The sequence below is a fragment of the Variovorax cryoconiti genome (assembly GCF_051216395.1).
Lineage (GTDB): Bacteria > Pseudomonadota > Gammaproteobacteria > Burkholderiales > Burkholderiaceae_C > Variovorax.
Window position 1 is genome coordinate 23,074 of record NZ_JBPJZI010000005.1, and the last position, 20,684, is coordinate 43,757.

General features: G+C 66.7%; 18 protein-coding genes. 16 read left to right on the plus strand and 2 right to left on the minus strand.

From position 1 onward, the window contains the following. Positions 1-3 precede the first annotated feature (3 nt). From nuoL to ACSFA2_RS14015, 6 genes are read left to right on the plus strand one after another with little or no spacing between them, the layout of a single operon-like run. The gene (nuoL, locus tag ACSFA2_RS13990; protein ID WP_435455916.1) at positions 4-2,034 is read left to right on the plus strand and encodes an NADH-quinone oxidoreductase subunit L; all 2,031 of its coding nucleotides are present in this window, start codon (positions 4-6) and stop codon (positions 2,032-2,034) included. Positions 2,035-2,059: 25 nt separating this feature from the next. After that, the gene (locus ACSFA2_RS13995) at positions 2,060-3,535 is read left to right on the plus strand and encodes an NADH-quinone oxidoreductase subunit M (RefSeq protein ID WP_435455917.1); all 1,476 of its coding nucleotides are present in this window, start codon (positions 2,060-2,062) and stop codon (positions 3,533-3,535) included. A gap of 24 nt (positions 3,536-3,559) precedes the next feature. Further along, complete coding sequence (gene nuoN / locus ACSFA2_RS14000; RefSeq protein ID WP_435455918.1) at positions 3,560-5,047, plus strand: NADH-quinone oxidoreductase subunit NuoN; 1,488 nt, start codon at positions 3,560-3,562, stop codon at positions 5,045-5,047. 7 nt (positions 5,048-5,054) lie between these two features. After that, positions 5,055-5,363 carry a DUF2818 family protein gene (locus tag ACSFA2_RS14005; protein ID WP_435455919.1) on the plus strand — a complete coding sequence of 103 codons (309 nt, stop codon included), beginning with the start codon at positions 5,055-5,057 and terminating at the stop codon, positions 5,361-5,363. Between the two features lie 4 nt (positions 5,364-5,367). Further along, complete coding sequence (locus ACSFA2_RS14010; protein ID WP_435455920.1) at positions 5,368-5,958, plus strand: NUDIX domain-containing protein; 591 nt, start codon at positions 5,368-5,370, stop codon at positions 5,956-5,958. 11 nt (positions 5,959-5,969) lie between these two features. Further along, the gene (locus ACSFA2_RS14015) at positions 5,970-6,428 is read left to right on the plus strand and encodes a DUF1178 family protein (protein ID WP_435455921.1); all 459 of its coding nucleotides are present in this window, start codon (positions 5,970-5,972) and stop codon (positions 6,426-6,428) included. 28 nt (positions 6,429-6,456) lie between these two features. Here the strand turns inward: ACSFA2_RS14015 and ACSFA2_RS14020 are convergent, their stop codons facing one another. Continuing rightward, the gene (locus ACSFA2_RS14020) at positions 6,457-8,241 is read right to left on the minus strand and encodes an ABC transporter transmembrane domain-containing protein (RefSeq protein WP_435455922.1); all 1,785 of its coding nucleotides are present in this window, start codon (positions 8,239-8,241) and stop codon (positions 6,457-6,459) included. Positions 8,242-8,321: 80 nt separating this feature from the next. Here ACSFA2_RS14020 and ACSFA2_RS14025 point away from each other — a divergent pair, with 80 nt between their 5' ends. From ACSFA2_RS14025 to ACSFA2_RS14070, 10 genes are all read left to right on the plus strand, one after another. Continuing rightward, positions 8,322-8,852: a MarR family winged helix-turn-helix transcriptional regulator gene (locus tag ACSFA2_RS14025; RefSeq protein WP_435455923.1), complete on the plus strand. Its 531-nt coding sequence runs from the start codon at positions 8,322-8,324 to the stop codon at positions 8,850-8,852. After that, positions 8,849-10,321, plus strand: a complete 1,473-nt coding sequence (locus tag ACSFA2_RS14030) for an efflux transporter outer membrane subunit (RefSeq protein ID WP_435455924.1) — start codon at positions 8,849-8,851, stop codon at positions 10,319-10,321. The genes ACSFA2_RS14025 and ACSFA2_RS14030 overlap by 4 nt, the downstream gene beginning before the upstream one ends. A gap of 59 nt (positions 10,322-10,380) precedes the next feature. Continuing rightward, the gene (locus ACSFA2_RS14035) at positions 10,381-11,640 is read left to right on the plus strand and encodes an HlyD family efflux transporter periplasmic adaptor subunit (RefSeq protein WP_435455925.1); all 1,260 of its coding nucleotides are present in this window, start codon (positions 10,381-10,383) and stop codon (positions 11,638-11,640) included. A 13-nt stretch (positions 11,641-11,653) separates the two neighbouring features. Then, the gene (locus tag ACSFA2_RS14040; protein WP_435455926.1) at positions 11,654-13,216 is read left to right on the plus strand and encodes a DHA2 family efflux MFS transporter permease subunit; all 1,563 of its coding nucleotides are present in this window, start codon (positions 11,654-11,656) and stop codon (positions 13,214-13,216) included. Positions 13,217-13,410: 194 nt separating this feature from the next. After that, positions 13,411-14,181: an ABC transporter ATP-binding protein gene (locus ACSFA2_RS14045; protein ID WP_435455927.1), complete on the plus strand. Its 771-nt coding sequence runs from the start codon at positions 13,411-13,413 to the stop codon at positions 14,179-14,181. A gap of 85 nt (positions 14,182-14,266) precedes the next feature. Then, positions 14,267-14,974 (plus strand): ABC transporter ATP-binding protein, encoded by a 708-nt coding sequence (locus ACSFA2_RS14050; protein ID WP_435455928.1) that lies wholly within the window; start codon positions 14,267-14,269, stop codon positions 14,972-14,974. A 71-nt stretch (positions 14,975-15,045) separates the two neighbouring features. Continuing rightward, positions 15,046-16,200 (plus strand): ABC transporter substrate-binding protein, encoded by a 1,155-nt coding sequence (locus ACSFA2_RS14055; protein ID WP_435456248.1) that lies wholly within the window; start codon positions 15,046-15,048, stop codon positions 16,198-16,200. A gap of 61 nt (positions 16,201-16,261) precedes the next feature. Beyond that, positions 16,262-17,464: an ABC transporter substrate-binding protein gene (locus tag ACSFA2_RS14060; protein WP_435455929.1), complete on the plus strand. Its 1,203-nt coding sequence runs from the start codon at positions 16,262-16,264 to the stop codon at positions 17,462-17,464. Positions 17,465-17,541: 77 nt separating this feature from the next. Then, positions 17,542-18,417 carry a branched-chain amino acid ABC transporter permease gene (locus tag ACSFA2_RS14065; protein ID WP_435455930.1) on the plus strand — a complete coding sequence of 292 codons (876 nt, stop codon included), beginning with the start codon at positions 17,542-17,544 and terminating at the stop codon, positions 18,415-18,417. A gap of 10 nt (positions 18,418-18,427) precedes the next feature. Then, complete coding sequence (locus ACSFA2_RS14070; RefSeq protein ID WP_435455931.1) at positions 18,428-19,414, plus strand: branched-chain amino acid ABC transporter permease; 987 nt, start codon at positions 18,428-18,430, stop codon at positions 19,412-19,414. A gap of 30 nt (positions 19,415-19,444) precedes the next feature. Here ACSFA2_RS14070 and ACSFA2_RS14075 read toward each other — a convergent pair whose 3' ends face one another. Further along, positions 19,445-20,587, minus strand: a complete 1,143-nt coding sequence (locus ACSFA2_RS14075) for an HPP family protein (RefSeq protein WP_435455932.1) — start codon at positions 20,585-20,587, stop codon at positions 19,445-19,447. Positions 20,588-20,684: the final 97 nt, after the last annotated feature.

Consider the following 20,684-nt stretch of genomic DNA (forward strand, 5'->3'; position numbering starts at 1 on the left):
CTCATGAGCGCAACACTTTCCGCATCCACGCTGCTGGCGGTCCCGATGGCGCCGCTGGTCGGCGCTGCACTGGCCGGCCTGTTCGGTACGAAATTCGGCGGCAACCACATCGGCCGCAAGGTCACGCATTCGCTGACCATCCTGGGCGTCGCCATCGCCTTCCTGATCTCGGCCATGACGCTCAAGAGCGTGGTCGTCGACGGCGCGCGCTTCAACGCCACGCTGTACGAATGGATGATCGTCGGCGGCCTGAAGATGGAAGTCGGCTTCCTGGTCGACGGCCTGACCGCCATGATGATGTGCGTCGTGACCTTCGTGTCGCTGATGGTCCACATCTACACCATCGGCTACATGGAAGAAGACGAGGGCTACAACCGCTTCTTCGCCTACATCTCGCTGTTCACCTTCTCGATGCTGATGCTCGTCATGAGCAACAACATGCTCCAGCTGTTCTTCGGCTGGGAAGCGGTGGGCCTGGTGTCGTACCTGCTGATCGGGTTCTGGTTCAACAAGCCGACCGCGATCTTCGCGAACATGAAGGCCTTCCTGGTCAACCGCGTGGGCGACTTCGGCTTCATTCTCGGCATCGGCCTGATCGCCGCCTACGCCGGCACGCTGAACTACGGCGAAGCCTTCGCCAAGGCCGACGACCTGGCCAAGCTGACGTTCCCGGGCACCGAGTGGATGCTGGTCACCGTGATCTGCATCTGCCTGTTCATCGGCGCGATGGGCAAGAGCGCGCAGTTCCCGCTGCACGTCTGGCTGCCCGACTCGATGGAAGGCCCGACCCCCATTTCGGCGCTGATCCACGCGGCGACCATGGTGACCGCCGGCATCTTCATGGTGGCGCGCATGTCGCCGCTGTTCGAGCTGAGCGACACGGCCCTGAGCTTCATCCTCGTGATCGGCTCGATCACGGCGCTCTTCATGGGTTTCCTGGGCATCATCCAGAACGACATCAAGCGTGTGGTCGCGTACTCGACGCTGTCGCAGCTGGGCTACATGACGGTGGCGCTGGGCGCCTCGGCCTATTCGGTCGCGGTGTTCCACCTGATGACGCACGCCTTCTTCAAGGCGCTGCTGTTCCTCGGCGCCGGTTCCGTGATCATCGGCATGCACCACAACCAGGACATCCGCTGGATGGGCGGTGTGCGCAAGTACATGCCGATCACCTGGATCACCTCGCTGCTGGGCTCGCTGGCGCTGATCGGCACGCCGCTGTTCTCGGGCTTCTACTCGAAGGACAGCATCATCGAAGCGGTGCACGAGAGCCACCTGTGGGGCGCCGGCTTCGCCAACTTCGCGGTGCTGGCGGGCGTGTTCGTCACGGCCTTCTATTCGTTCCGCATGTACTTCCTGGTGTTCCACGGCAAGGAGCGCTACGACCAGAATCCGGACGCGCACCACGACGACCACCATGCGCATGATGACCATGGTCACGGCCATGATGCGAAGCCGCACGAGTCGCCCTGGGTGGTCTGGCTGCCGCTGGTGCTGCTGGCGATCCCGTCGGTGGTGATCGGCTTCATGACGATCCAGCCGATGCTCTACGGCGACTTCTTCAAGGATGCGATCTTCTTCAATCTGGAGAAGCATCCGGCGATGGAAGAAATGAAGGAAGCTTTCCACGGCCCCTGGGCCATGGCGCTGCACGGCCTGACGACCATGCCTTTCTGGCTGGCACTCGCCGGCGTGGTGGCTTCGTATTACATGTACATGATCAATCCGGCGCTGCCGGCCGCGATCAAGCGCGCCTGCGGCCCGGTCTACCGCCTGCTCGAGAACAAGTACTACCTCGACTGGATCAACGAGAACATCGTGGCGCGCGGCGCCCGTGCGCTCGGCACCGCCTTCTGGAAGGGCGGTGACCAGGCCCTGATCGACGGTGCCGTGGTGAACGGTTCCTGGAAACTGATCGGCCGCATCGCCGGCGTCGTACGCTGGATGCAGTCGGGCTACATCTACCACTACGCGTTCGCGATGTTGCTGGGCATCTTCGTGCTCATGACGTACTTCGTCTGGTTCAACAAGTAAGCGTGCGCGCTGGAGAAAAAGAAAAATGGGTTTGTTGAGCCTTGCCATCTGGGTGCCGATCGCCTTCGGCGTCCTGCTCCTGGCCATCGGCCGTGACGACCGTGCCAACCTGGTCCGCTGGATCGCGCTGGTCGGCTCCCTCGTGAGCTTCCTGGTCACGATCCCGCTGTACACGCGCTTCCAACTCGGCACCGCTGCGATGCAGTTCGTCGAGAAGTTCAGCTGGATCCAGCGATTCAACGTGAGCTACCACGTGGGCGTCGACGGTCTGTCGCTGTGGATGGTGCTGCTGACCGCCTTCATCACCGTGGTCGTGGTGATCTCGGCCTGGGAGGTGATCACCGAGCGCGTCAGCCAGTACTTCGGCGCCTTCCTGATCCTGTCGGGGCTGATGATCGGCGTGTTCTCTGCGCTCGATGGCATCCTGTTCTACGTCTTCTTCGAAGCCACGCTGATCCCGATGTACCTCATCATCGGCATCTGGGGCGGCCCGAACAAGATTTACGCCGCCTTCAAGTTCTTCTTGTACACGCTGCTTGGCTCGCTGCTCATGCTGGTCGCGCTGATCTACCTGTACAACAAGTCGGGTGGCAGCTTCGACATCCTGACCTGGCACAAGCTGCCGTTGGCCAGCGGTGCGCAGAGCTTCCTGTTCTTCGCCTTCTTCGCGGCCTTCGCGGTGAAGGTGCCGATGTTCCCGTTCCACACCTGGCTGCCCGACGTGCACGTCGAGGCGCCGACCGGTGGCTCCGCCGTGCTGGCCGCCATCATGCTGAAGCTGGGCGCCTACGGCTTCCTGCGCTTCTCGATGCCGATCGCGCCGGATGCCTCGCGCGAGTGGGCCTGGCTGATGATCGGCCTGTCGCTCATCGCCGTGATCTACGTCGGCCTGGTCGCGCTGGTGCAGCAGGACATGAAAAAACTGGTGGCGTACTCGTCGGTCGCCCACATGGGCTTCGTCACGCTCGGCTTCTTCATCTTCAACGAGCTGGGCGTGTCCGGCGGCATCGTGCAGATGATCGCGCACGGCTTCGTCTCGGGCGCGATGTTCCTGGGCATCGGCGTGCTGTACGACCGCGTGCACTCGCGCCAGATCGCCGATTACGGCGGCGTGGTCAACACCATGCCCAAGTTCGCCGCCTTCGCGCTGCTGTTCGCCATGGCCAATTGCGGCCTGCCGGGCACCGCCGGCTTCGTGGGCGAGTGGATGGTGATCCTCGGCGCGGTCAAGGCGAATTTCTGGGTCGGCTTCGGTGCCGCCACCGCGCTGATCTTCGGCGCCGCCTACACGCTCTGGATGTACAAGCGCGTCTACCTGGGCCCGGTGGGCAACGACCACGTGAAGGCGCTCAAGGACATCAATGCCCGCGAGTTCCTGATGCTGTCGCTGCTGGCCATCGCCGTGCTGTGGATGGGCCTTGCCCCCAAGCCCTTCACCGATGTGATGGACGCTTCCGTGAGCGACCTGTTGCAGCACGTCGCCAAGTCGAAGCTGCCCTGAGTCCACGCTGAACAAGAGAACGAGATGATTGACAAACTCAGCTGGATGGCGATTTACCCCGAAGTGGTGCTGCTGGTCATGACCTGCATCATTGCACTGGTGGACCTGTCGACCACCGACGCCCGCCGCACCCGCACCTACATCCTGACCCTGCTCACGCTGGCGGTGGTGGCGGCGCTGACCGGCCTCAATGCCTACAACGGCCACACGGTCTACGGCTTCGGCGGCATGGTGGTGAGCGACCCGATGGGCAACTGGCTCAAGTGCTTCGCCACCGTGGCCCTGATGGTGACGCTGGTCTACGGCCGGCCGTATGCGGCAGACCGCGGCATGCTGCGCGGTGGCGAGATGTTCACGCTCAGCATGTTCTCGCTGCTGGGCGGGTTCGTGATGATCTCGGGCAGTAACTTCCTGATGATCTACCTGGGCCTGGAATTGCTCACGCTCTCCAGCTATGCCCTGGTGGCGCTGCGCCGCGAGAACGCGACCGCCAGCGAAGCCGCCATGAAGTATTTCGTGCTCGGCGCCATGGCCAGCGGCTTCCTGCTGTACGGCCTGTCGATGATGTACGGCGCGACCGGTTCGCTCGACGTCAACGAGGTCTTCAGAGCGATCGCGAGCCGCAAGGTGAACCACCAGGTGCTGGTGTTCGGCCTGGTCTTCGTCGTGGCCGGGCTGGCCTTCAAGGTCGGCGCCGCGCCGTTCCACATGTGGGTGCCCGACGTTTACCAGGGCGCACCGACGGCGATCACGCTGCTGATCGGCGCCGCGCCTGAACTGGCCGCCTTCGCCATCATCATCCGCCTGCTGGTCGAAGGCATGCTGCCGCTGGCCATCGACTGGCAGCAGATGCTCGCGGTGCTGGCCGTCGCCTCGCTGCTGGTAGGGAACCTGGCCGCCATCGCACAGACCAACCTCAAGCGCATGCTGGCCTACTCGACCATCTCGCAGATGGGCTTCATGCTGCTGGGCCTGGTGGCTGGCGTGGTCAACGGCAGCACCTACAACGCGCAGTTCGCGTACAGCGCCTCGATGTTCTACGTCGTGACCTATGTGCTGACCACGCTGGCGAGCTTCGGCATCATCCTGTTGCTGGCGCGTGAAGGCTTCGAGAGCGAAGAGATCACCGACCTGGCCGGCCTCAACCAGCGCAGCCCGCTGTATGCCGGCGTGATGGCCATCGCCATGTTCTCGCTGGCCGGCCTGCCGCCGCTGGTCGGCTTCTACGCCAAGCTGGCCGTGTTGCAGGCCCTCATCGCGTCGGGGCAGGCCGTCTACATCGGCCTGGCCGTGTTCGCGGTGATCATGTCGCTGATCGGTGCCTTCTACTACCTGCGCATCGTGAAGGTCATGTACTTCGACGCACCGGTCACGGCGACCACCGTGTCGGCACCGCGCGACGTGCGTGCAGTGCTCACGGTCAATGGCGCGTTGATCCTGATCCTCGGCATCGTGCCCGGCGGCCTGATGACGTTGTGCGCCCAGGCCATCGTGGCCACGCTGGCGAACTGACGGCGGCGTGTCGCAAAGCGCCTCGGTCTGGTTGGTCCTGCTGCTGGCCCTGGTGGCGGCGAACCTGCCGTTCGTGAACGAGCGGCTGCTGGCCTGCATCCCGGTCGGCACCGGCGGCAAGAAGTCGCTCGCGCTGCGCTTGGCCGAACTGGTGCTGCTCTATGTCATCGTCGGCGGCATCGGATTGCTGTTCGAGCGCCGGGTCGGGCAGATCGCGCCGCAGGGCTGGGAGTTCTACGCCATCACCGGCGCGCTCTTCATCGTGCTGGCCTTTCCCGGCTTCACCTGGCGCTATCTGCTTAAACACAGGAATTGACCCCATGGACGACGCGCATCTGAAGGAAGAGGGCATCGCGAGCGAGTCGCTCTTCGAGGGCAATTTTCTCCACGCCAAGCGCGACACCGTGCGCCTGCCCGACGGCCAGACGGCGACGCGCGAGTACGTGATCCACCCGGGTGCCGTGGTGGTGGTGCCGCTGCTCGACGACGGCCGCCTCGTGCTCGAGCGGCAGTACCGCTACCCGGTGGGGCAGGTGATGACCGAGTTTCCGGCCGGCAAGCTCGACGCGGGGGAATTGCCGCTGGTCTGCGGCCAGCGCGAACTGCTGGAAGAAACCGGCTACACCGCCCGCGAGTGGGCCTATGCGGGCCTGATGCATCTGGCGGTCGGTTACTCCACGGAGATCATCCACATCTTCTTCGCCCGCGGGCTGACGCTCGGCGATCGCCAGCTCGACCACGGGGAGTTCGTCGATGTGTTCACGGCCACGCCGCAGGAGCTTTTCGACGGCTGCCGCGACGGCCGCGTGACCGACGCCAAGACGCACAGTTGCATGCTCTGGCTGCAGAACGTCCTGTCGGGCGTGTGGACGCTCGACTGGCAGACCCTGCCCGCCGCGAACGGCGACTGATAATCGCCGGCATGAAGGTTCTCGACCTCCAATGCCAGCACGGCCATGCCTTCGAGGGCTGGTTCGCCTCCAACGATGCCTTCGACGAACAGCGCGCGACCGGCCTGGTCGCCTGCCCGATCTGCGCCGACACGTCCGTCATCAAGCTGCTGTCGGCGCCGCGCCTCAATCTGAGCGGCGCGAAGGCGCCTGAAGGCCCTTCGGCACCGGCATCGACATCGGCCAATGCCGTGGCCGTACCGGATTCACCCGAAGCGCGGTGGATGCGCGCCGTGCGCGAGGTGATGGCCAAGACCGAAGACGTCGGCGAACGCTTTGCCGACGAGGCGCGTCGCATGCACTACGGCGAGACGGCCGAACGCGGCATCCGCGGGCAGGCCACGCGCGCGCAGACCGAAGCGCTGCTCGACGAGGGCATCCCGGTGCTGCCGTTGCCGCTGCCCGTGGCGCTCAAGGAAACGCTGCAGTAGCGCCAGCGTTTGGAGGCCGCGTTCGGACTCAGGCCGTGAACTGCAGCGCTGCCAGCCGCGCATAGACACCGCCTTGCGCCACCAGCATGGCGTGCGTGCCCTGTTCGACGATGGCGCCGTGGTCCAGCACGACGATGCGGTCCGCTTTCTGAACGGTCGCCAGCCGGTGCGCGATCACCAGGGTGGTACGGCCGGCCATGGCCGATTCCAAGGCCGCCTGCACCATGCGCTCGCTCTCGGCGTCCAGCGCGCTGGTGGCCTCGTCGAGCAGCAGCAGCGGCGGGTTCTTGAGCATCGCCCGCGCGATCGCGATGCGCTGGCGCTGCCCGCCCGACAAACGCACGCCACGCTCGCCCAGGAAGGTGTCGTAGCCCTCGGGCAGGGCCTTCAGGAAGTCGTCCGCGTAGGCGGCGCGCGCGGCGGCGTACACCTCGTCGGCGCTCGCGTCCGGACGGCCGTAGCGGATGTTCTCGAAGGCGCTGGTCGAGAAGATGACCGCGTCCTGCGGCACCAGCCCGATGCGGTGGCGCAGGTCCTCGAGCGCCAGCATCTCAAGTGGCACGCCGTCGAGCGCGATGCGGCCGGTGCCGGGGTCGTAGTAGCGCAGCAGCAACTGGAAGACCGTGCTCTTGCCGGCGCCGCTCGCACCGACCAGCGCCACGGTCTCGCCCGGTGCGACCTGCAGGCTGAAGTCGCGCAGCGCGGGCGTGAGCGGCCGCGAAGGGTAGTGGAAGGTCACCGCGTCGAAGCCGACGCTGCTGCCGGCCGGCGGCACCGGGGCGGCGACCGGTTGCGCCGGCGACGCGATGGCCGAGCGGGCGTGCAGCAGTTCCATCAGCCGCTCGGTGGCGCCGGCGGCGCGCAGCAGGTCGCCATAGACCTCGCCCAGCACGGCGGCGGCGCCCGCCAGGATGATCACGTACACCACCGTCTCGCCCAGGTGGCCTGCGGTGATCGTGCCCTGCAGCACCGCTTGCGTGCCCTGGTACAGGCCCCACAGCAAGGCGGCCGAGGTCGCGATGATGATGAAGGCGACCAGCACCGAGCGCGCCTTGGCGCGGCGCACCGCGGTGCGGAAGGCGTTGTCGGTCGAGGCATCGAAGCGGGCCGCCTCGCGCGCCTCCGCGGTGTAGCTCTGCACCACGGGGATGGCGTTCAGCACCTCGGCCGCGATGGCGCTCGAATCGGCCACGCGGTCCTGGCTGGCGCGCGACAGCTTGCGCACGCGGCGGCCGAACCACATGCTCGGCAGCACGACGAGCACCAGCACGCCCAGCACCTGGCCCATCACATAGGGATTGGTCCACACCAGCATCCCCAGCGCCCCGATGCCCATCACCGCATTGCGCAGGCCCATGCTGAGCGACGAGCCCACCACCGTCTGCACCAGCGTCGTGTCGGCGGTCAGGCGCGACAGCACCTCGCCGGTCTGCGTCGTCTCGAAGAACTGCGGGCTCTGGCGCAGCACATGGGCGTAGACCGCGTTGCGCAGGTTGGCCGTGATGCGTTCACCGAGCCAGCTGACCGTGTAGAAGCGCGCCGCCGAGAACAGCCCGAGCGCCACGGCCACGCCGAAGAGGGCGAAGAAGTGCTCGCGCAGCGCCATCGTCTGCGCGCCTCGGTCGGTGGTGACCAACCCGCCGTCGATCAGGCGGCGCAAGGCCAGCGGGAACACCAGCGTGGCGCCGGCGGCCGCCACCAGAAAAACGGCCGCGAGTGCGATCTGCCAGCGGTAGGGCCAGAGAAAAGGGAGTAGGCCCGACAGGGATTTCGGGGAGCCTTTTGCAGGCGTGCGGGAGACGGAGACGGCCATGGGCACCGATTCTACTTACCGGTTGCCCTCGCAAAGGTCGCCTTGACAGTAATTGCCTAAGCAAATAATATCGCGCCCCGATGAACGATCCCCATTCCCCTGAGAAGTCCGCGTCCGACGCGGCGCCCTTGGCGGTGCCGGCCTTCTATTCGGCCGCCACCTACCGTTCCGAGGAAAGCGTCGGCTACCTGATGCGGCGCATCATGACGGCGGTGGGGCAGGCCGTGGATGGCCAGATTTCCGAGCCGGGCGGCCCGACGTATCCGCAATGGATCCCGCTGCACAAGCTGCAGATGGGCACGGCCACCACGGTCGCAGAGCTGGCCCGTGAATGCCTGCTGGACGCTGGCGCGATGACCCGGCTGCTCGACCGGCTCGAGGCCAAGGGCCTGTGCCGCCGAGTGCGCTCGCTGGAGGACCGCCGCGTCGTCAACATCGAACTCACCGACGAGGGCCGGGCGGCCGCACAGCAGGTGCCGGAGGTCCTGAGCCGGGTGCAGAACGAACACCTCGCGGGCTTCAGCGAAGCCGAATGGGAGCAGCTCAAGAGCTACTTGCGTCGCATCCTCGACAACGCACAGGCCCTGGCGGCCCGTGGAGAAAAGAAATGACCCGTCCCCCTTTCATGTTCCGTCGCGGTGCTGCGCTTTCGGTCGCCGCGGCCGTTCTGGTCGTGCTCGCCGGCTGCGCCGACATGTCCGGCATCGCATCCCAAGCCAAGCTGCGCGATGCCGACTCGCTCGGCCTGAAGGGGGCGCCATTCAGCACGGGCACCAGCGAGGTCGACGCCTGCTGGTGGCTCGGCTTCGGCGATGCCCAGCTCGATGCGTTGGTCGACGAGGCGCTGGCGGGAAGTCCCAACATCGCGGTGGCACGCGCGCGGCTGTCGCGCGCGCAGGCCGCCATCGCCACGGCCGAATCGGCCGACCGGCCGCAACTCAACGGTTCGCTCGACGCCACCCGCCAGAAGTTCAGCAGCAACTACATCTACCCGGCACCGCTCGCCGGCTCGATCCAGGAGGTGGGAACGCTGCAGCTCAACGGCAGCTGGGAGATCGACTTCTTTGGCAAGAACCGCGCGGCGCTCGACAGCGCCCTGGGTTCCTCCACCGCGGCGGCCGCCGAGGTCGATGCCGCGCGCATTCTCCTGGCCAGCAATGTCGCGCGCGGCTACATCCAGTGGGCCCGCCTGAACGACCAGTTGACGGTTGCCAGACGCACCCTGGCGCAGCGCGACGAGACGCTGCAGCTGGTGCGCGACCGGGTGTCCGCCGGCCTGGACACGCGCCTCGAACTGCGCCAGAGCGAAGGCGGCCTGCCTGAGGCGCGCCAGCAGATCGAGGCGCTCGACGAGCAGATCGCGATCGCGCGACACGCGCTCGATGCATTGGTGGCACGCCCCGACGCCACGAAGGCGCTGACCGCGCCCAGCCTGGCGTCGCTGCACGCCGTGGCGCTGCAGCCCACCATCCCGGCCGACCTGATCGGACGGCGCGCCGACATTGCCGCAGCGCGCTGGCGCGTCGAGGCCGCCACCGGCGACGTGGCGGGTGCGAAGACGCTGTTCTATCCCAACGTCAATCTCACGGCCTTCGTCGGTGTGCAGAGCCTGGGCTTGGACAACCTGCTGAAGTCGGACAGCGCGCAATGGGGTGTCGGCCCGGCCATCCGCCTGCCGATCTTCGAAGGCGGGCGGCTGCGTGCCAACCTGCGCGGCAAGGCCGCCGACCTCGATGCCGCCATCGAAAGCTACAACGCCAGCGTGCTCGACGCGGTGCGCGACGCGGCCGACCAGGTGAGCAGCGCGCAATCGGTGGCACGCCAGCAGGTGCAGCAACGGGAGGCGCAGACCGCCGCCGAAGGCGCCTACGACATCGCCGTGCAGCGCTACCGTGCCGGCCTCGGCAACTACCTCAACGTGCTGACCGCCGAATCGACTGTGCTGGCGCAACGCCGCCAGGCGGTCGACCTCGCGGCGCGCGCGCTCGAAACCCAGGTCGGCCTGGCGCGCGCGCTGGGTGGCGGATGGCAGCCGCCCGTGGCTGTCGCTGCCTCCGGCAAGACCGCCACCGCCCGCTGAACACATCCGGTGCGTGCGCATCGCGCGACACCCAACGCCCGAACTCGAAGGACACTGACATGGACAACAACACAGTCGCCACCTCTGCAGCATCTGCCCCGGCCGCGAAGGCCGGCAACCCGAAGCGCCGCCGCGCGCTCACCGCGCTGGCCGCGGTCGTAGTCGTCGCCGGCGCAGGGTGGGGCCTGTACGAATACCTGGTGGCCAGCCACTACGAAGACACCGACAACGCCTACGTGCAGGGCAACGTGATCCAGATCACGCCGCAGGTCACCGGCACCGTGCTGTCGATCATGGCCGACGACACCGACTTCGTGAAAGCCGGCCAGCCGCTGGTGCAGCTCGACCCGGCCGACGCCCGGCTCGCGCTCGCGCAGTCCGAAGCCGCGCTGGGCCAGGCCGTGCGGCAGGTGCGCACGCTCTACGCCAACAACGGCTCGCTGGCCGCGCAGGTCACGCTCAAGCAGGCCGACATCGCGAAGGCGCAGAGCGACATCGCCCGCGCGCAGGACGACCTGAAGCGCCGCCAGGCGCTCACCGGCAACGGCGCGGTGTCGAAGGAAGAACTCAACCATTCCGAGACGGCGTTGTCCAACGCGAAGAGTGCCCTGGCCGCCGCGCAGGCCGGCGTCGCGTCGGCCCGCGAGCAGCTCGCCAGCAACCAGTCGCTGACCGAGGGCACCAGCGTCGAGCAGCACCCGAACGTGCTGGCCGCCGCTGCCAAGGTGCGCGAGTCGTGGCTCGCGGTGCAGCGCGTCGCGCTGCCGGCGCCGGTCGACGGCTACGTCGCCAAGCGCACGGTGCAGCTCGGCCAGCGCGTGGCGGCTGGGACGCCGATGATGTCCATCGTGCCGCTCAACCAGCTGTGGGTCGACGCCAATTTCAAGGAAGTGCAGCTGCGCAACATTCGCATCGGCCAGCCCGTGAAGCTCACGGCCGACCTCTACGGCAAGAAGGTCGAATACGACGGCAAGGTGGCAGGCCTGGGCGTGGGCACCGGTGCGGCCTTCGCGCTGCTGCCGGCGCAGAACGCCACCGGCAACTGGATCAAGGTGGTGCAGCGCGTGCCGGTGCGCATCGCGCTCGACGCCGAGCAGCTCAAGGCCAGCCCGTTGCGCGTCGGCCTGTCGATGGACGCCGAGGTCGATGTGACCGACAAGGGCGGCAAGGCGCTGGCCGATGCACCGCGCAGCACCGCCTTCGCGCAGACACAGGTGTATGCCGATGTCGATCGAGCCGCCGAGGCCGATGCCGACGTCGCCCGCATCATCGCGGCCAACCTCGGTCGCCCCATGAAGCCGCAGAGCGGTCGCGGCTGATCGGCACGTCGCCATGGCCACCAACGCTGCACCACCCGCCGCGCATCCGCCCCTGGAGGGCTCCGCGCGGATCCTCGGGACGATCGCGCTGTCTGCCGCGACCTTCATGAACGTGCTCGACACGTCGATCGCGAACGTCTCGCTGCCCGCCATCTCGGGTGACCTCGGCGTCAGCCCGACCCAGGGCACCTGGGTCATCACCAGCTTCGCCGTGGCGAACGCGATCGCCGTGCCGCTCACCGGCTGGCTCACCCAGCGCTTCGGGCAGGTGCGCCTCTTCCTGCTCAGCATCCTGCTGTTCGTGATCAGCTCCTGGATGTGCGGCCTGGCGCCGAACATGACCACGCTGATCCTGTTTCGCGCCGTGCAGGGCTTCGTCGCCGGACCGATGATCCCGCTGTCGCAGACGCTGCTGCTGGCAAGCTACCCACGCGCGCTGGCCGGGACGGCGATGGCGATGTGGGCCATGACGACGCTGGTCGCGCCCGTCATGGGGCCGCTCTTGGGCGGCTGGATCACCGACAACGTCTCCTGGCCGTGGATCTTCTACATCAACATCCCGGTGGGCATCCTCGCGGCGGGCATCACGTGGATGATCTACCGCAAGCGCGACACGCCGATCAAGCGCCTGCCGATCGACGGCGTCGGCCTGGCGTTGCTGGTGCTCTGGGTCGGTGCCATGCAGCTGATGCTCGACAAGGGCAAGGAGCTCGACTGGTTCCATTCGCCGGCGATCGTGACGATGGCCGTGGTGGCGGTGGTGGGCTTTGTCTTCTTCATCATCTGGGAGCTCACCGACGAGCACCCGGTGGTCGACCTGTCGCTCTTCAAACGGCGCAATTTCTGGTCGGGCGCGGTGGCGACCGCGGTGGCCTACGGGCTCTTCTTCGGCAACCTCGTGCTGATGCCGCTGTGGCTGCAGCAGTACATGGGCTACACCGCGACGCAGGCCGGCATGGTGCTGGCGCCGGTCGGCGCGTTCGCGATCGTGCTGTCGCCGCTGGTGGGCATGACGGTGGCCAAGGTCGACCCGCGTCGCTACGCGACCTTCTCCTTCCTCGTGTTCGCGCTGGTGCTGTGGATGCGGTCCAACTTCAACACGCAGGCCGACATCGGCACCATCATGATCCCGACGATCATCCAGGGCATCGCGATGGCGTTTTTCTTCATCCCGCTGGTGACGCTGACGCTGTCGGGCCTCACGCCCGATCGCATTCCGGCCGCCTCGGGGCTGTCGAACTTCCTGCGCATCACGGCGGGCGCGATCGGAACGTCCGTCGTCACGACCGTGTGGGACAACCGCGCGACCGTGCACCACGCGCAGCTCGCGGAGTCGATCAACCCCGGCAACGCAACGGCGATGGCGACGATGAACAGCTTGAGCAGCAGCGGCTTGAGCGCCGACCAGGTGCTCGCGCAGATCAACCGCCTGGTCGACCAGCAGGCGTTCATGCTGGCGTCGAACGACGTGTTCTACGCGTCGGCCGTGCTGTTCGTCTTCCTGATCCCGCTGGTCTGGCTGGCGCGGCCGCAGATGGGCGGCAGCGGCGGCGATGCGGCCGCCGGCGCGCATTGATCGACTCTGACGCTGCGCTGACACTTCGCTGACGGGCGCGCCCTCAACGCGCGCAGGTTGCAGTGCAGCATAGGCATTTGCCCCAGTAGGCACGGGGGAGGGGGTCGCCAACAATGCGGACGCGCTCAAGGTGGGCGCGAACAGACGCACCGCATGACCGACCTTTCTTCCCAGCCTTCGGGCTCCCGCGCGAGATGAGCGACATCATTCTCGAGACGCGCCAGCTCACCAAGGAATTCAAGGGCTTCACCGCGGTCAGCAAGGTCGACCTCAACGTGGTGCGTGGGTCGATCCACGCGCTCATCGGCCCCAACGGTGCGGGCAAGACGACCTGCTTCAACCTGCTGACGAAATTCCTGGAGCCCACCTCCGGCGCCATCCTGTTCAACGGGCAGGACATCACCGGCGAGCGGCCGGCACAGATCGCACGGCGCGGCATCATCCGCTCGTTCCAGATCTCGGCGGTGTTCCCGCATCTCACGCTGCTGGAGAACGTGCGCCTCGGCCTGCAGCGTGCGCTCGGCACCTCGTACCACTTCTGGAAGAGCGAACGGTCGCTCAAGCCGCTCGACATCCGCGCCCGTGCGCTGCTGGCCGAGGTCGGGCTCGAAGACCTCGCCGACGAACTCACGGTGAACCTGCCCTATGGCCGCAAGCGCGCGCTCGAGATCGCGACCACGCTCGCGATGGAGCCCGAGCTGATGCTGCTCGACGAACCCACGCAGGGCATGGGCCATGAAGACGTGCACCGCGTGGCCGAGCTCATCAAGCGCGTCTCGGTGGGCCGCACCATCCTCATGGTCGAGCACAACATGAGCGTGGTGTCGACCATCGCCGACACCATCACGGTGCTGCAGCGCGGCGCCGTGCTGGCCGAAGGGCCGTACGCCGAAGTCTCCAGGAACCCGCTGGTGATGGAGGCCTACATGGGCACCACCGACGGCCAACTGCAAGGGGCACACTGATGAGCGCAGCGCCGGGCCGCCCCAAGCAAGCTCGCGGCCCCCTCGGGGGGCAGCGAGGACACGAAGTGCCGAGCGTGGGGGCCCTATGACACCCGCACTCCAGATCAAGGACCTGCACGCCTGGTACGGCGAATCGCACGTGCTGCACGGCGTCGACATGGTGGTGCAGCCCGGCGAAGTCGTCACGCTGCTGGGTCGCAATGGCGCCGGCCGCACGACCACCATGCGCGCCATCATGGGCCTCGTGGGCGCGCGCAAGGGCAGCATCCAGGTCAATGGCGTCGAGACCATCGGCATGGCGACGCACCGCATCGCCCACCTGGGCCTCGGCTACTGCCCGGAAGAGCGCGGCATCTTCGCGAGCCTGTCGGCCGAAGAGAACCTGTTGCTGCCACCGGTACTCAAGGGCATGGGCCCGGGCATGTCGATCGACGAGATCTACGCCATGTTCCCCAACCTGGCGGAGCGCCGCCACAGCCAGGGCACGCGCCTGTCCGGCGGCGAGCAGCAGATGCTGGCGGTCGCACGCATCCTGCGCACCGGGGCCAAGCTGCTGCTGCTCGACGAGATCTCCGAGGGCCTCGCCCCCGTCATCGTGCAGGCGCTGGCGCGAATGATCCACATGCTGCGTGGCAGGGGCTACACCGTGGTCATGGTCGAGCAGAACTTCCGCTTCGCCGCGCCGCTGGCCGACCGCTTCTACGTGATGGAGCACGGGCGCATCGTCGAGACCTTCGGCGCATCGCAGCTCGAAGCCAAGATGCCGGTGCTCAACGAACTGCTCGGCGTCTGATTTCTTTCCACGACAACAGAGACAAAACAATGAACAAGCAATTGAGCGCCATCGGTTTGGCAACTGCAGCGATGCTCCTGGGCGTGACGGGTGTGCATGCCCAGGAGAAGGTCAAGATCGGCTTCGTCACCGACCTGTCCAGCCTTTACGCCGACCTGGAAGGCAAGGGCGGCATCACCGCCATCCAGATGGCGATCGACGACTTCGGCGGCAAGGTCCTCGGACAGCCCATCGAGCTGCTCACGGCCGATCACCAGAACAAGGCCGACGTGGCGGCCTCGAAGGCGCGTGAGTGGATCGACACCGCCGGTGTGACGATGGTCTTCGGCGGGACCAACTCCGGCACGGCGCTGGCCACCGCCAAGGTGGCGCAAGAGAAAAAGCGCGTGTACTTCAACAACGGCGCGGGCACCTCGGCGCTCACCAACGAGCAGTGCAGCCCCTACACGGTGCACTACGCCTACGACACCGTGGCACTGGCCAAGGGAACGGGCAGCGCGGTGGTCGACAAGGGCGGCAAGAGCTGGTTCTTCCTGACCGCCGACTACGCCTTCGGGCATGCGCTGGAGGCCGACACCTCGACGGTGGTCAAGGCCAAGGGCGGCACCGTGGTCGGCACCGTGCGTCATCCGCTCAATGCTTCGGACTTCTCGTCCTTCCTGCTGCAGGCGCAGAACTCCAAGGCCCAGATCCTGGGGCTGGCCAACGCTGGCGGCGACTTCATCAACGCCGTGAAGGCGTCCAAGGAGTTCGGCATCAACAAGACGATGAAGACGGCCGGCCTGCTGGTGTTCCTGAGCGACATCCACAGCCTGGGCCTGAAGAACACCGAAGGCCTGTTGCACACCACCAGCTGGTACTGGGACCTGAACGACGACACCCGCAAGTTCGCCGCCCGCTTCTTCGAGAAGACCAAGCGCATGCCGACCGACGTGCAGGCCGCCGACTACTCGGCCACAACGACCTACCTGAAGGCCGTGGCCGCGGCCAAGACCACCGATTCGGACAAGGTGATGGCGCAGCTCAAGAGCATGAAGATCGACGACTTCTACGGCAAGGGCCAGATCCGCGCCGACGGCAGCTTCATCCACGAGATGTACCTGGTCGAAGCCAAGTCGCCCGCCGAATCGAAGAAGCCCTGGGATTACCTGAAGGTGATCGCCAAGCTGCCCGGCGAACAGGTCTTCACGACCAAGGCCGAGACCAAGTGCGCACTGTGGAAATGACCCGCCCGCCACGGCGCCACCACCCCCGCATCGACCGCACCCCCTTCATCCAGGAGACACCATGAAACGCACCCTCATCGCTACCGTCTGCACGCTCGCCGTCGGCCTCCTCGGCGCCGCTGCGGCCCAGGCCCAGGCCACCGACAAGGTCAAGATCGGCTTCATCACCGACATGTCGAGCCTGTATGCCGACGTGGAAGGCAAGAACGGCGCGCTGGCCATCCAGATGGCCATCGACGACTTCGGTGGCAAGGTCAACGGCATGCCGATCGAGCTGCTCACGGCCGACCACCAGAACAAGGCCGACATCGCAGCGTCGAAGGCGCGCGAGTGGATCGACACGCAGGGCCTCACGATGCTCTTCGGTGGCACCAGCTCCGGCACCGGCCTGGCCATGGCCAAGGTGGCGCAGGAAAAGAAGCGGGTCTTCATGGTCAACGGTGCCGGCAGCTCGGCGCTGACCAACGAGCAGTGCACCCCGTACACCGTGCATTACGCCTACGACACCGTGGCGCTCGCCAAGGGCACCGGCAGCGCCGTGATCGCGCGCGGCGACAAGAACTGGTTCTTCCTGACAGCCGACTACGCCTTCGGCCATGCGCTCGAAGCCGATGCGAGCAAGGTCGTGAAGGAGAAGGGCGGCACCGTGGTGGGCGCGGTCCGGACGCCGCTCAACACCTCGGACTTCTCGTCCTTCCTGCTGCAGGCCCAGAACTCGAAGGCGCAGGTGCTCGCCCTGGCCAACGCGGGCGGCGACACCATCAACTCGATCAAGTCGGCGCGCGAGTTCGGCATCACCAAGTCGATGAAGATGGTCGGCCTGCTGGTGTTCGTCACCGACATCCACAGCCTGGGCCTGAAGAACACCGAAGGCCTGCTGCTCACCACCAGCTGGGACTGGAACCTCGACGACAAGACCCGCGCCTTCGGCAAGAAGTTCTTCGAGAAGACCAAGCGCATGCCGACGGACATCCAGGCGGCCGACTACTCGGCCACGATGACCTACCTGAAGGCCTTGCAGGCCACCAAGACGACCGATGCCGACAAGGTGATGGAGTACATCAAGAAGACGCCGATCGACGACTTCTACGCCAAGGGCTACGTGCGTCAGGACGGCCGCTTCGTGCACGACATGTACCTGATGGAAGTCAAGTCGCCCGCCGAATCGAAGCAGCCGTGGGATTACTACAAGGTCGTTCAGAAGCTCAAGGGCGAGGACGTGTTCACGACCAAGGCCGAGTCGCGCTGCTCGCTCTGGAAGTAATTGTTCGACCCTTCCGCGCGGCCGGGCGCGGAACGCCGTGAATCAGAAACTCGATCGTTGTTGTTGAAGCGTCTTCCATGAATATCTCCCTGCCGGCCTTGTTGAGCCAGCTCCTTCTGGGGCTGGTCAACGGCTCGTTCTACGCGATCCTGAGCCTGGGGCTGGCCGTGATCTTCGGCCTGCTCAACGTGATCAACTTCGCCCACGGGGCGCTGTTCATGCTGGGGGCGGTGCTCAGCTGGATGGCGATGGAGTACTTCGGCATCAACTACTGGGTGATGCTGGCGGCCGCGCCGGTCATCGTGGGCCTGTTCGGCGTGCTGATCGAGCGGCTGCTGCTGCGATGGATCTACAAGCTCGACCACCTCTATGGCCTGCTGCTCACGCTGGGCCTCACGCTGCTGATCGAGGGCGTCTTCCGCTCGATCTATGGCGTGTCCGGTCTGTCCTACGACGCGCCCGACGCACTGTCGAGCGCGACCGACCTGGGCTTCATGGTGCTGCCCAACTACCGCGCCTGGGTGGTGGTCGCTTCCTTGGTCGTGTGCTTTGCCACCTGGTACGTGATCGAGAAGACGCGCCTGGGCGCCTACCTGCGCGCGGGCACCGAGAACCCGCGGCTGGTCGAGGCCTTCGGCGTCAACGTGCCGCTCATGATCACGCTGACCTATGCTTTCGGTTGCGCGCTGGCCGCTTTCGCCGGTGTGCTGGCGGCGCCGGTGATCCAGGTGTCGCCGCTGATGGGGCAGAACCTCATCATCGTGGTCTTCGCGGTGGTCGTGATCGGCGGCATGGGCTCGATCATGGGCGCCATCCTTACCGGGCTCGGCCTGGGCGTGGTCGAAGGGCTCACCAAGGTGTTCTATCCGGAGGCCTCCTCCACCGTCGTGTTCGTGATCATGGTGATCGTGTTGCTGATTCGTCCGGCCGGTCTGTTCGGCAAAGAGAAATAAGAAGCGCGGTATGAAGAAGCTGTCCACTGTCATCTACCTGCTGCTGCTCGTTGCATTGCTGGTCGCGCCTTTTGCCGGGGCGTACCCGGTGTTCGTCATGAAGCTCATGTGCTTCGCGCTGTTCGCCTCGGCCTTCAACCTGCTGCTGGGCTACACCGGCCTGCTGTCCTTCGGCCATGCGGCGTTCCTCGGCGGCTCGGCCTACGTGGCCGGCCACGCGATCAAGGTCTGGGGCCTGACGCCTGAGCTGGGCCTGCTGGCCGGCACGCTGGCGGGCGCGCTCATGGGCTGGCTCTTCGGCGTGCTCGCCATTCGCCGGCAGGGCATCTATTTCGCGATGATCACGCTGGCGCTGGCGCAGATGATGTTCTTCGTCGCGCTGCAGGCCAAGTTCACCGGCGGCGAGGACGGCCTGCAGGGCGTGCCCCGCGGCAAGCTGTTCGGCGTGATCGACCTGTCGAACGACCTCACCATGTACTACGTGGCGCTGGCCGTCGTCGTCGCGGCCTTCCTCTTGATCGTGCGCACCATCCATTCGCCCTTCGGGCAGGTGCTCAAGGGCATCAAGGAGAACGAGCCGCGTGCGCTGTCGCTGGGCTACGACGTGGCCCGCTTCAAGCTGCTGGCCTTCGTGATCTCGGCCGCGCTGTCGGGCCTGGCGGGTTCGCTCAAGACGCTGGTGCTGGGCTTCGCCACGCTGTCCGACGTGCACTGGACGGCGTCGGGCCAGGTCATCCTGATGACGCTGGTGGGCGGGCTGGGCACGCTGTCGGGCCCGATCGTCGGTTCGGCGGTCGTGGTGCTGCTGGAGAACAAGATCGGCGAACTGGGCAACTTCCTGGCGCGTGTCACCACCGTCGACTGGTTCAACACGCTGGGCGAGTCGGTGACCATGGTCACGGGCCTGATCTTCGTGGTCTGCGTGCTGGCCTTCCGCAAGGGCATCATGGGCGAGATCATCGCCTTCATCGAGCGGCGGCGCGGCAGGCGCGCCTGAGCGGGTTCGATCGCGCCGGCGCGTCGTGCCTCAGGTCGCGCGATGCAGGGCGCGCACCAGGTCCGACTGCGTGATGATGCCGACCAGCCGTCGCTCCGCATCGATGATCGGAATGTGGTGGTGTCCGCCTTCCGAGAAAAGTGGCACCAGCTCCGACACCATCCGTCCTTCGCTCGCCACGCGCACCTCGCGCGTCATGATCTGGCCGACCGCGTCGGGCTTGTCGTCGTGCGACACGCCGCTGCGCCGCACCAGGCTGCGCAACCGTTCACCGATGCCGTCGTGCCGGCCGACGTCGGCATGCCGCATGAAGTCCGCGACGGTGACGATGCCGACGATCCGCTGGGCGCGATCCACCACGGGCAGGGCCTTGACCTTGCGTTCCCGCATCATCGACCACGCCTCCTGCAGCGAGGTGCCGAACTGCACCGAGAGCGGGTCCGGCGACATGATGTCGCGGCAGCGCAGGGCACCGAAGCGCCGCGCGTAGGCCGCTGCCTCTGCGTGCTGAAGCAAGGCTTCGAGGTCGTCGCGGCTCACGTCGAGCACCTGGTTGTAGTGGGCGAGCGCGGCGTCCAGGTCGGCCGCACTGAAGCGTGACCCGTGGGGGACGGGCGTTGCCGACGGCAGCCTCTGAGCATGCGGGTAGCGCCGGCCGGTGAGGCTGTTGTAGGCCACGCCGGCCGCGACGAGCAGCAGCGAGTTGACCAGCATGGGCGACAGGGCGAATTGGAAGCCCGTGGCACCGAGAGCGGTCAGCAGCGCCGTCGCACCGCCGGGCGGATGCAGGCAGCGCAACGCGAACATCAGCGCGATGGCTGCCGCCACGGCGACCGCGCCGGCCCAGGCCGGGTCGCCGATGAACATCGCGCAGGCGGCGCCCACGAGGGCCGACAAGGTGTTGCCGCCGACCACGGCCCAGGGCTGCGCGAGCGGGCTGGCCGGCACCGCGAACACCAGCACCGCGCTGGCGCCCAGGGGCGCGACGAGCCAGGGCTGGGGCGCTCCCGTGCCGATCCACCAGCGGCTGATCAGCGCCGTGACGAGGATGCCGAGGCCTGCGCCGGCCACGGCGCGCCAGCGCTCCTTCGAATCGGCGAACACGCGCTCCGGTCGCAGTCCGCCGAGGAACTGGCGCAGACGGGCCGTGGCGCGTTGCAGCGGTGGTGTCATGGGATGTTGTCTCTTCGGTTCAAGCGCAGGGTGCATGCGTCGCCGCGAGCTGCGCGGGCCGATCGGTCGCGGCGCGTGAGGATGCCACAGCCCGCGC